Origin of the sequence: Curtobacterium sp. A7_M15 (assembly GCF_030705415.1) — a bacterium.
In the GTDB taxonomy this organism is placed as follows: Bacteria; Actinomycetota; Actinomycetes; order Actinomycetales; family Microbacteriaceae; genus Curtobacterium.
The window spans coordinates 1-11,899 of the sequence record NZ_JAUZED010000109.1 but is presented as its reverse complement, the minus strand read 5'-3'; the positions used below and the strand labels follow the sequence as shown (position 1 = coordinate 11,899).

7 protein-coding genes are annotated in these 11,899 nt (G+C 69.6%); 6 read left to right on the top strand and 1 reads right to left on the bottom strand.

Translation table 11 applies throughout. The features are described 5' to 3' along the window. Positions 1-116: 116 nt before the first annotated feature. Positions 117-1,445, bottom strand: a complete 1,329-nt coding sequence (locus Q7F20_RS15475) for an MFS transporter (protein ID WP_305740962.1) — start codon at positions 1,443-1,445, stop codon at positions 117-119. Between the two features lie 172 nt (positions 1,446-1,617). Here Q7F20_RS15475 and uvrB point away from each other — a divergent pair, with 172 nt between their 5' ends. The 6 genes from uvrB to whiA all read left to right on the top strand — a co-directional run bounded on the left by uvrB (position 1,618) and on the right by whiA (position 11,872). Then, positions 1,618-3,690: an excinuclease ABC subunit UvrB gene (uvrB, locus tag Q7F20_RS15470; RefSeq protein ID WP_305740963.1), complete on the top strand. Its 2,073-nt coding sequence runs from the start codon at positions 1,618-1,620 to the stop codon at positions 3,688-3,690. After that, complete coding sequence (locus Q7F20_RS15465; RefSeq protein WP_305740961.1) at positions 3,680-4,624, top strand: SDR family NAD(P)-dependent oxidoreductase; 945 nt, start codon at positions 3,680-3,682, stop codon at positions 4,622-4,624. The genes uvrB and Q7F20_RS15465 overlap by 11 nt, the downstream gene beginning before the upstream one ends. A gap of 48 nt (positions 4,625-4,672) precedes the next feature. Beyond that, positions 4,673-7,699: an excinuclease ABC subunit UvrA gene (uvrA, locus tag Q7F20_RS15460; RefSeq protein ID WP_305740960.1), complete on the top strand. Its 3,027-nt coding sequence runs from the start codon at positions 4,673-4,675 to the stop codon at positions 7,697-7,699. Beyond that, positions 7,700-9,718 carry an excinuclease ABC subunit UvrC gene (gene uvrC, locus Q7F20_RS15455; protein ID WP_305740959.1) on the top strand — a complete coding sequence of 673 codons (2,019 nt, stop codon included), beginning with the start codon at positions 7,700-7,702 and terminating at the stop codon, positions 9,716-9,718. 195 nt (positions 9,719-9,913) lie between these two features. Continuing rightward, on the top strand, positions 9,914-10,816 hold the full coding sequence (rapZ, locus tag Q7F20_RS15450; RefSeq protein ID WP_305740958.1) for an RNase adapter RapZ: 903 nt from the start codon (positions 9,914-9,916) through the stop codon (positions 10,814-10,816). Between the two features lie 75 nt (positions 10,817-10,891). Beyond that, on the top strand, positions 10,892-11,872 hold the full coding sequence (gene whiA, locus Q7F20_RS15445) for a DNA-binding protein WhiA (RefSeq protein ID WP_305740957.1): 981 nt from the start codon (positions 10,892-10,894) through the stop codon (positions 11,870-11,872). Positions 11,873-11,899 lie beyond the last annotated feature (27 nt).

Genomic DNA, 11,899 nt, shown 5'->3' with positions numbered 1-11,899 from the left:
GGAGTCGGGGCGCAACGACCGCAGCGGGGCGCGTTCGCGCGGTGAGGGCGTTGGACGGGAGGCGCGGGTCGGGCTGGTACCGCGCCTCCCGTCCGCCACCGCGCGGGTCGCGCGGATCAGGCGGTCGGCTGCTCCGCCTTCGGGACGCCGATCTCGAGCACGCCGTCCGTCATCGTCAGCCGCTTCGGCTTCATGCACCATGCCACCACGGCAGCGGCGGCGAGCAGCGCGCACGAGAGGGCGAAGGGCAGCTGCCAGCCGGAGGCGTCGATCAGCGCACCGAACACGATCGGCGACACCACACCCGCGATGCCGAAGCCGGTGTTCATGAAGCCGGACGCGGTACCGGACCACTGCGGGGCGACGTCCATCGGGATGGCCCAGAGGTTGGCGTTGCAGAGCTCGAGGAAGAAGAACGAGAGGGCGAGCGAGATCGTCGCGACGACCAGGCCCTGTCCGATCACCAGGGGGACGAGGCAGACGAGGGAGCCGCCCAGGCCGATGACGAGGACCACCCTGCGGGCGTTCCGGCTGTCGCCCCCGCGGTGGATGATCCGGTCGCTGAGCATGCCGCCGACGGTGTCACCGACCACCCCGGCGAGGAGCACGAGGGTGGTGAAGAGGGCGAACTGGCTGATCGGCAGGCCGTAGGTGTCGCTGAGGAAGGTCGGGATCCAGGTGAGGAACACCCAGAGCACCCAGCCGTAGCCGAAGTCGACGAAGGTCACCGGGAAGATCTGTCGGGCGAGCGTGCGCCACGGGACGGGCGGCCGGGTCGCGCGGGTCTCGACGGGCGGGAGCTCGTCGAGCTCGACCTGCTGCATGCCCTTGGTGTCCTCGGGCTTGTCCCGGAACCAGACGAACCAGACGACGGCCCAGGCGATGGACAGCACGGCGGTGGCGAAGAACGCCCACCGCCAGCTCCCGGTCGCACCGATGACCCAGGCGACGAGGAGCGGCGCGAGGGCGTTGCCGAGCCGTGCCGCCGAGTGCACGACGCCCTGTGCGAAACCGTTGCGGTCGCGGGGGATCCAACGGCTCATCGCCTGCGTGGCGGCGGGGAACGCCGCCGCCTCGCTCAGGCCGAGCAGTGCGCGGGCGGCGAAGAGCGTCCAGAAGCCGACCGAGAACCCGGTCCAGAGGGTCGCCACGCCCCAGAGCACGGTGATGACGAACAGGGCCTTCCGGGGACCGAACTTCTCGGCGATGGTGCCGCCGAAGACCTGCAGCAGGGCGTAGGGGAGGGCGAAGGCCGAGACGATGAGGCCGGCGGTCGTCTCGTTGAAGCCGAAGTCCTCGGTGATGTGGGGGAGCGCCGTGGAGATGTTGGTGCGGTCGATGTACGAGATCGCGTACATGCAGCACAGCAGGATGAGCACTCGTCCGCGGATGCGGCCGCGGAACGGTGTGCCCTTCGTCGGTGCGGCGGGGGTCGCCGTCGTCATTGGGGGCCTCTTCGGGGGAGTGGGAGCGAGTCGGGTTGCTGAACGGATCGGAGGCTATGCATCGTCCCTATCAGCGGTCTTGGAGCCTGCCTGGCGTGGACGATACGCCGAGGGCGAGCAGACGGCTCCGGTGTCAGGGGTACCGACTACCGTTGACGACATGGCAGTGTCAATCGAGCCCACGCGCGCGGTGCGCCCGTTCGAGGTCGTCAGCGAGTACTCGCCGAGCGGCGACCAGCCCGCGGCGATCGCCGAGCTGGCCGGCCGCATCAACGCCGGTGAGACCGACGTCGTGCTCCTCGGTGCGACCGGTACGGGCAAGTCGGCGACGACCGCGTGGCTCATCGAGCAGGTGCAGCGGCCGACGCTCGTGCTCGCGCACAACAAGACCCTCGCGGCGCAGCTCGCGAACGAGTTCCGGGGCCTGCTGCCGAACAACGCGGTCGAGTACTTCGTGTCGTACTACGACTACTACCAGCCCGAGGCGTACGTCCCGCAGACGGACACCTTCATCGAGAAGGACTCCTCGGTCAACGCCGAGGTCGAGCGGCTCCGCCACTCGACGACGAACTCGCTGCTCAGCCGCCGCGACGTCGTGGTGGTCTCGACGGTGTCCTGCATCTACGGCCTGGGCACGCCGGAGCAGTACATGAACGCCTCGGTCGCGCTGCACGTCGGCCAGACGATCTCCCGCGACCAGCTCGTCCGCAAGTTCGTCGCGATGCAGTACCAGCGCAACGACGTCGACTTCGCGCGCGGGACCTTCCGGGTGCGCGGCGACACGCTCGAGATCATCCCGATGTACGAAGAGCACGCGATCCGCATCGAGATGTTCGGTGACGAGGTCGAGGCCCTGTCCTACCTGCACCCGCTCACCGGCAACGTGATCGAGGACATGCCCGCCGTGTCGATCTTCCCGGCGTCGCACTACGTCGCCGACACCGAGGTCATGCACCGTGCGATCGCCACCATCAAGGACGAGCTCGCCGAGCGTCTGACCGAGCTCGAGGGACAGGGCAAGCTGCTCGAGGCCCAGCGACTCCGGATGCGGACGACGTTCGACATCGAGATGATGGAGCAGATCGGGTTCTGCTCCGGCATCGAGAACTACTCGCGCCACATGGACGGCCGTGCCGCCGGGGAACCGCCGCACTGCCTGCTCGACTTCTTCCCCGACGACCTCCTCATCGTGATCGACGAGTCGCACGTCACCGTGCCGCAGATCGGCGCGATGTACGAAGGCGACGCCTCCCGCAAGCGCACCCTGGTCGAGCACGGGTTCCGCCTGCCGAGCGCCCTCGACAACCGACCGCTCACGTGGGAAGAGTTCCTCGAGCGCTCCGGTCAGAAGGTCTACCTGTCGGCGACCCCCGGCCGGTACGAACTCGGCGTGACCGACAGCGTCGTCGAGCAGATCATCCGCCCGACGGGTCTGGTCGACCCCGAGATCGTCGTGAAGCCCAGTGACGGACAGATCGACGACCTGCTCGAGGAGATCAAGCAGCGCGTCGAGAAGGACGAGCGTGTCCTCGTCACGACGTTGACCAAGCGAATGGCCGAAGAGCTGACCGACTTCCTTGGCAACGCGGGCGTCCGCGTCCGGTACCTGCACTCCGACGTCGACACCCTCAAGCGCGTCGAGCTGTTGACCGAGCTGCGCCAGGGCGTCTACGACGTGCTCGTCGGCATCAACCTGCTGCGCGAAGGGCTCGACCTGCCCGAGGTGTCGCTCGTGGCGATCCTCGACGCCGACAAGGAAGGCTTCCTCCGCTCGTCGACGTCGCTCATCCAGACGATCGGTCGCGCGGCGCGCAACGTGTCGGGTCAGGTGCTGATGTACGCCGACAAGGTGACCGACTCGATGAAGACCGCGATCGAGGAGACCGACCGGCGCCGCGAGAAGCAGGTCGCGTACAACCTCGAGCGCGGCATCGACCCGCAGCCCCTGCGCAAGAAGATCGCCGACATCACCGAGATCCTGGCGCGGGAGAACGACGACACCAAGGCACTGCTCGAGGGACGCCCGGCAGCGGACGGCCGTCGCTCGCCGACGCCGAACCTCAAGCGCGGGGGGATCGCGGGCGAGGGGGCGATGCAGCTCGAGGCGACCATCGGCGACCTCAACGAGCAGATGCTGCAGGCGGCGGCCGAGCTGAAGTTCGAACTCGCGGCACGACTGCGCGACGAGGTGCAGGACCTCAAGAAGGCGCTGCGCCAGATGGAGTCCGCGGGCCATGTCAGCTGACGGCGGCTCGAGCGCGGCCGGCGACTCGTCCGGGCGCACGGTGGTCGTCACGGGGGCGAGTGCCGGCCTCGGGTACTTCGCGGCCGAGCATCTCGCCGCAGCCGGACACCGCGTCGTGCTCGCCACCCGGGACCCCGCGCGCGCCGCGGCCGCCGAACGGAGCATCCGGCGGCACGTGGACGGCGCCGACCTCGCCCACGTGCACCTCGACCTCGCCGACCTCGACAGCGTGCGCGCGGCCGCCGACGAGCTCGCAGCCCTGCAGCCCGACGGTGTCGACGCGATCGTGAACAACGCCGGCGTCGTCGGGGCGGGCACGATGCAGCGGACGGCCCAGGGCACCGAGCTGCAGATCGGCACGAACCACCTCGGGCACTTCGCCTGGACGGCGCTGACGCTCCCGCTGCTCGACCGTCGCGCGGGACGGGTGGTGCACCTCGGGTCCATCGCGCACCGCTGGGCGCGCCTCGACGCTGCGGACCCGCTCGGTGCCGCCCACTACTCGAGCTACCGCCAGTACGGACGGAGCAAGCTCGCGGTCATGCTCTTCGGCTTCGAGCTCGCCGAGCGTCTGGCCGACGCGGGATCGGCGGTCTCGAGCGTCGTCGCCCACCCGGGCTTCTCGCTCGACCTGCTGTCGCCCGATCGGCCTGACATCACCTCGTCCCGTCCGGAGCCGGCGTGGACCCGTCCGGCGCAGCGGTTCTACGCCCAGGGCAAGGACGCCGGTGCCGAACCGCTCGTGCACGCTGCGGTCGCCGACGACGTCCGCTCCGGTGAGTACTGGGGACCGTCCGGCTGGATGCAGCTCCGGGGTCCGGCAGCGGTCGTCCCCGCCCAGCCGCGGGCGCACGACCGTGCCGAGGCCGCCCGACTCTGGGAGGCGAGCGAGCGCGCCGCAGGGGTCGCGTTCGCTCTCGACGCACTCGTCTGACCGTCCTTCGCGGCCGAATGTCGGTGCCGCTTCGTAGAATCGACGACGATGACCATCACCTCTGACCGCGGAACCTCGACGTCGGGCCGGAACGCCTTCGGCGAGCCCGTAGACCTCCACCTCCCCGGCGGCACGGCACCGCACAGCACCTCCACGCTCAGCGTGCGCGGGGCCCGTGTGCACAACCTGCGCGACGTCGACCTCGAGATCCCACGCGACTCGCTCGTCGTGTTCACGGGGCTGTCCGGATCCGGCAAGTCCTCGCTGGCGTTCGACACGATCTTCGCCGAGGGGCAGCGCCGCTACGTCGAGTCACTGTCGGCGTACGCGCGCCAGTTCCTCGGGCAGGTCGACCGCCCGGACGTCGACTTCATCGAGGGGCTGTCGCCCGCCGTGTCGATCGACCAGAAGTCGACGAACCGCAACCCCCGCTCGACCGTCGGCACCATCACCGAGGTCTACGACTACATGCGTCTGCTCTGGGCGCGCATCGGCGTTCCGCACTGCCCGGTCTGCGGCGAGGTGATCAGCAAGCAGAGCGTGCAGCAGATCGCCGATCAGCTCATGGAGTTCGAGTCGGGCACGCGGTTCCAGGTGCTCGCGCCCGTCATCTCGAAGAAGAAGGGCGAGTTCGTCGACCTCTTCCAAGAGCTCGCGGCGTCCGGCTACGCCCGTGCGATCGTGGACGGCGAGCGCATCCAGCTCAGCGACCCGCCCAAGCTCAAGAAGCAGGTCAAGCACGACATCTCGGTCATCGTCGACCGGCTCGTCGCGAACGAGGACATCCTCGGCCGCCTCACCGACTCGCTCGAGACGGCACTGCGCCTGACCGACGGCACCGTCGCGATCGACCTCGTCGACGCCGAGGGCCCCGGTGCGGTCCGGACCTACTCCGAGAACCTCTCCTGCCCGAACAACCACCCGCTCGCGCTCACTGAGATCGAGCCCCGCACGTTCTCGTTCAACGCGCCGTTCGGTGCGTGCCCCGAGTGCTCCGGTCTCGGTACCCGCATGTCCGTCGATCCGGACCTCGTGCTCGGCGACCCCGAGGCGTCCCTCCGCGACGGCGTCCTGCTGCCCTGGACGGGCACGAGCGGGCTCTACTCCTACTTCGAGAAGCTCCTCGCGGGCCTCGGCAAGGACCTCGGGTTCGACCTGGACACCCCGTGGAACCGGCTCGACGCCTCGGTGCAGGCGGCGATCCTCACCGGCAAGGACTTCCAGGTGTCGGTGTCCTGGCGCAACCGGTTCGGCCGTGAGATGCGCTACACCAGCGGGTTCGAGGGCGTGATGCCCTACATCGAGCGCAAGTTCGCCGAAGCCGAGTCGGACTCGCAGCGGCAGCGCTTCCAGGGCTACCTGCGCGAGGTCCCGTGCCCGGTCTGCGACGGCACGCGCCTCAAGCCCGAGGTCCTCGCGGTGACGGTCGACGGCCGGAGCATCGCCGACGTGACCGAGATGTCCCTCGACAACGCCTACGGCTTCATGGAGAGCCTCACCCTCACCGAGCGTGAGGCACACATCGCGGCCGCCGTCCTGCGCGAGATCCGGGCGCGGCTCGAGTTCCTGCTCGAGGTCGGTCTGAACTACCTGACGCTGGCCCGTGGAGCCGGCGGGTTGTCCGGCGGCGAGGCGCAGCGCATCCGACTGGCGACCCAGATCGGCTCCGGCCTGACGGGCGTGCTGTACGTCCTCGACGAGCCGAGCATCGGGCTGCACCAGCGCGACAACCGGCGGTTGATCGACACCCTGGTGAAGCTCAAGGACCTCGGCAACACCCTGATCGTCGTCGAGCACGACGAGGACACCATCCGCACGGCGGACTGGGTCGTCGACATCGGCCCCGGGGCGGGTGTGAACGGCGGCAACGTCGTCCACTCCGGCTCGTACGAGGAGATCATCGAGAACCACGACTCGATCACGGGCGACTACCTCGCGGGTCGCCGTGCCATCGAAGTCCCGGCGGAGCGTCGCAAGGTCAACCTCAAGCGCACGATCAGTGTGCAGGGTGCGCGGGCAAACAACCTGAAGTCGATCGACGCGGACTTCCCGCTCGGGGTGTTCACCGCGGTCACCGGGGTGAGCGGATCGGGCAAGTCGACGCTCGTCAACGACATCCTCTACAAGGTGCTCGCGAACCAGCTCAACGGTGCACGGCACATCGCGGGCAAGCACACCCGCGTGAAGGGGCTCGACCAGCTCGACAAGGTCGTGCACGTCGACCAGGCACCGATCGGGCGGACCCCGCGGTCGAACCCCGCGACCTACACCGGCGTGTTCGACCGGATCCGCCAGCTCTTCGCCGAGACGCCCGAGGCGAAGGCGCGCGGTTACCAGCCGGGGCGCTTCAGCTTCAACGTCAAGGGCGGTCGCTGCGAGAACTGCTCCGGCGACGGCACGATCAAGATCGAGATGAACTTCCTCCCCGACGTGTACGTCGCGTGCGAGGTCTGCGGCGGTGCGCGGTACAACCGCGAGACCCTGCAGGTGCACTACAAGGGCAAGGACATCTCCGAGGTCCTCGACATGCCGATCAGCGAGGCAGCCGAGTTCTTCGAGCCGATCTCCGCGATCCACCGGTACATGGCGACCCTCGTCGACGTCGGCCTCGGCTACGTCCGGCTCGGGCAGAGCGCGACGACCCTCTCCGGTGGCGAGGCGCAGCGCGTCAAGCTCGCCACCGAGCTCCAGCGCCGGTCGAACGGCCGGACGGTCTACGTCCTCGACGAGCCGACCACCGGTCTGCACTTCGAGGACGTCCGGAAGCTGCTCCTCGTGCTGCAGAGCTTGGTCGACAAGGGCAACACGGTCATCACGATCGAGCACAACCTCGACGTCATCAAGTCGGCGGACTGGCTGATCGACATGGGTCCCGAGGGCGGGTCCGGCGGCGGGACGGTGCTCGCAACGGGGACGCCCGAGCACGTGGCGAACGTGCCCGAGAGTCACACCGGGGTGTTCCTCAAGGAGATCTTCGACGCGCAGGACGCGCGAGTGGGCAAGGAACAGGCGGTCGGCGCACGCACGGCCACCCAGAAGCGGCCGAAGGCGAAGCAGAAGGCGGGTGCTCGGTAGGTGGCGGACACCGTTCCGTGGCGGCCGAAGGCGGGGGAGATCCCGACCGATCCGGGCGTCTACCGTTGGCGTGACGAAGCCGGACGGGTGCTCTACGTGGGCAAGGCGAAGAACCTCCGCGCACGGTTGAGCAACTACTTCGCACCGCTGCCGACGCTGCACGAGCGGACGCGGCGCATGGTCCTCACGGCGCGGAGCGTCGAGTGGACGACGGTCGGCTCCGAGATCGAGGCGCTGCAGCTCGAGTACACGTGGATCAAGGAGTTCGATCCGCCGTTCAACGTCAAGTTCCGGGACGACAAGTCCTACCCCTACATGGCGATCACCCTGGGCGAGGAGTCGCCCCGGGTGATGGTCACCCGCAACCGCAAGATCAAGGGCGCGAAGTACTTCGGGCCCTACCCGAAGATCTGGGCCGTGCACGACACGATCGACCTGATGATCAAGGTGTTCCCGATCCGCACCTGTTCGGACTCGTCCTACAAGAAGGCGATGCAGACCGGTAAGCCGTGCTTCCCGGGGCAGATCGGGAAGTGCGGCGGGCCGTGCTCCCAGAAGGTCACGATCGCCGAGCACCGTGCGCTGGTCGAGGAGTTCGTGCGCTTCATGTCGAGCTACGACCGCCGGGTGATCACCGAGCTGCGGCAGCGCATGGCCGCCTCGGCCGACGCGATGCAGTACGAGCAGGCCGCGAAGTACCGCGACCAGGTCGGCGCGCTCGAGGCCGTGCTGGAGAAGTCCGCGGTCGTGCTCCGCGACTCGGTCGACCTCGACCTCTTCGGCATCTCCGAGGACGAGCTCGCCGCGGCCGTGCAGCTGTTCTCGGTGCGCGGCGGCCGGATCCGCGGTGTGCGCGGCTGGGTCGTCGACAAGGAGCTCGACATCTCGACGGGCGACCTCATCGAGCAGATCGTGCAGGGGCAGTACGCGACCGGCGAGGAGCCCCCGCGAGAGGTCGTCGTCCCGGAGCTGCCCGAGGACGCCGAGGCGCTGCAGCAGTGGCTCAGCGAGCGTCGTGGCGGCCGGGGGACCAAGCTCAGCACCGCGCAGCGCGGCGACCGGGCCGGACTCGCACGCACCGCCGCACAGAACGCCGCTCAGGCGCTCATGCTCTACAAGACGAAGCGGTCGGCCGACTACACGACCCGGTCCGCGGCCCTGGCGGACATCCAGGACGCGCTGGGCATGACCGAGGCACCCCTGCGGATGGAGTGCTACGACATCTCGCACCTGCAGGGGACGAACGTCGTCGCGTCGATGGTCGTGTTCGAGGACGGGCTGCCCCGCAAGGACCAGTACCGGCGGTACACGATCGCCGAGACCACCGACGACACCGACAGCATGTACCAGGTGCTGTCCCGCCGGCTCGCGCGTCTCGACGAGGACGCCGAGCTCCCGGACGTGCCGGACGTCACGAGTGACGAGGTGGTCGAGGGCTCCAAGCCGACCAAGCGCTTCGCCTACCGTCCGCAGCTGCTCATCGTGGACGGCGGACAGCCGCAGGTGCAGGCCGCGAAGCGCGCGATGGACGAAGCCGGCGTGCGGGACATCGCGCTCGTCGGCATCGCGAAGCGGCTCGAGGAGCTCTGGCTGCCGGACGACGACTTCCCGGTGATCCTGCCGCGCAACTCCGAGGCACTGTTCCTCATCCAGCGCATCCGCGACGAAGCACACCGGTTCGCGATCACGCACCAGCGGACGCGGCGGAAGCGGGACGTCCGGTCGCGGCTGTCCGAGATCCCGGGCCTCGGACCGACCCGGGTGAACGCGCTGCTGAAGCACTTCGGGTCGGTGGCGCGGCTGCGCGAGGCGACGGCGGAGGAGATCGGCGAGGTGAACGGCGTCGGCCCGGCCACGGCTGCGGCCGTGGTCGCGAAGCTCGCCCAGACGCCGGCCAGCGCACCAGAGGCGGCCGGGGCCGGGACGCCGGCCAGTGCACCGGAGGTCGACGCGACCGTTCCTGCGGGCCCGGCGCGGGTCCCAGAGGTGACCGGCGACGGCCCGCACCTGCCTGCATGACGCACGCCCGCGCCTCCCGAACGACCGAACGACCGAACGACCGTCCGAACGGCCGACCGACCGGCCGACCGACCAACGGACCGCACCCGAGCGGATGACGCACCCCCAGCCCGGCGTCCGGGCGATACCCTTGTCCCGCAGCCGAGACCTCCCCGGGCGACGCGCCCGGGCCGCCACGACGGAGACCACTCCCAGATGACCGACAGCGTCCCAGCGCCGACACGTTCGCCGCAGCAGCACGACATCCTCATCGTCACCGGCATGTCCGGGGCGGGTCGCTCGACGGTGGGGAAGGCGCTCGAGGACCTGGGTTGGTACGTCGTCGACAACCTGCCCACGCAGATGCTCGCGCCGCTCACCGAACTCGCAGACCGCGCCGGTGAGAAGATCCCGAAGATCGCCACGGTGGTCGACGTCCGCGGCGGCCGGTTCTTCACCGACCCCGAGCAGGCGGTCGAGCAGGTCCGGAAGACCGCCTCGGCCCGGGTCCGGGTGCTGTTCCTCGAAGCGACCGACGCGGTCCTCGTGCGGCGCTTCGAGCAGGTCCGACGACCCCACCCGCTCCAGGGCGAGGACACGCTCCTGGACGGCATCGGCCGCGAACGCAGTCGGCTCGCGGCACTGCGCGAGGCGTCGGACTTCGTCATCGACACCTCCGACCTGAACATCCACCAACTCGCGAACGCCGTGACCGAGCAGTTCGCCGACGACCACTTCACGGGTGTCCAGGTCACGCTGATGAGCTTCGGGTTCAAGTACGGACTGCCCGCCGACGCCGACATGGTGGCCGACGTGCGGTTCCTGCCGAACCCCTACTGGGTGCCGGAACTCCGCCCGCACACGGGCCTCGACCGACCCGTCTCCGACTACGTCCTCGCACAGCCCGGAGCCCGGACGTTCGTCGAGCGCTACGCCGACGTCCTCGAGCCGGTGTTCGAGGGGTACCAGCGCGAGAACAAAAGACACGCTACGATCGCCATCGGCTGTACCGGCGGCAAGCACCGCTCGGTCGCCATCGTCGCCGAGTTGGCGAACCTCCTCCGCGGGATGTCCGACGTCGCCGTGCGTGTGAAGAACCGAGACCTCGGCCGAGAGTGACCGTCCCTCCGGCCGCTCCACACGACGTGCGCCGGGCACGCGGACCCCACCAGAAGAAACGTTAGGAATGATGCTGTGCCGTTGACTGCCGAGGTCAAGGACGAACTGGCCAGGGTCGTCGTGAACCGGAACACGGTCCGCGCTGCCGAACTCGCGACCATCCTGCGGTTCGCGGGTGGCCTGCACGTCATCTCGGGCCGGATCGCCGTCGAGGTCGAACTCGACACCCGGATCATCGTGCACCGTGTGCGCAAGGACCTCGCCGAGCTGTACGGCGTGCGGAGCGAGGCGTCGGTGGGGTCGTCCGCGTCCGCCCGTCGCGGCACCCGGTACCTGGTACGTGTGCTCGAGGCGGGAGAGACCCTCGCCCGGCAGACCGGCCTCATGGACGCGCGTCGTCGTCCGGTGCGCGGGCTGCCGAACCGCCTCACCACCGGCAACCGTGAGGACCTCGCCGCGATCTGGCGTGGTGCCTTCCTCGCCGCCGGCACCCTGACCGACCCGGGTCGTGCCGCGGCGCTCGAGGTCACCTGCCCCGGCAACGAGGCCGCGATGGCGCTCGTCGGGGCCGCCTCGCGGCTCGGCATCGCAGCGAAGGGCCGCGAGGTCCGCGGCGTGCACCGTGTGGTCATCCGCGACGGCGAGGCCATCGGCCAGATGCTGACGGTCATGGGTGCCGCCCGCACGACCGCCGACTGGGAGGAGATGCGCCAGCGCCGCGAGGTCCGCGCCACCGCCAACCGCCTCGTCAACTTCGACGACGCGAACCTCCGTCGGTCCGCGCAGGCCGCCGTCGCCGCCTGCGCGCGGGTCGAGCGCGCGCTCGAGATCCTCGGCGACGAGGTCCCCGACCACCTCAAGTACGCCGGCTCGCTGCGCCTGCAGCACCGCGACGCGTCGCTGGACGAGCTCGGGCAGCACGCGGACCCGCCGATGACGAAGGACGCCATCGCCGGTCGGATCCGTCGCCTCCTCGCGATGGCCGACAAGCGCGCGTCCGACCTCGGGATCCCGGGGACCGAAGCGAGCGTTCCGGAGGAGCTCGAGGGCGCGTGATCGCGGTCGTTCCGACCACCGGACGGG

Coding starts and splice junctions, on each gene's coding strand:
- Q7F20_RS15475 (WP_305740962.1), bottom strand. CDS start 1,445: ATGACGACGGCGACCCCCGCCGCACCGACGAAGGGCACACCGTTCCGC.
- Q7F20_RS15465 (WP_305740961.1), top strand. CDS start 3,680: ATGTCAGCTGACGGCGGCTCGAGCGCGGCCGGCGACTCGTCCGGGCGC.
- uvrA (WP_305740960.1), top strand. CDS start 4,673: ATGACCATCACCTCTGACCGCGGAACCTCGACGTCGGGCCGGAACGCC.
- rapZ (WP_305740958.1), top strand. CDS start 9,914: ATGACCGACAGCGTCCCAGCGCCGACACGTTCGCCGCAGCAGCACGAC.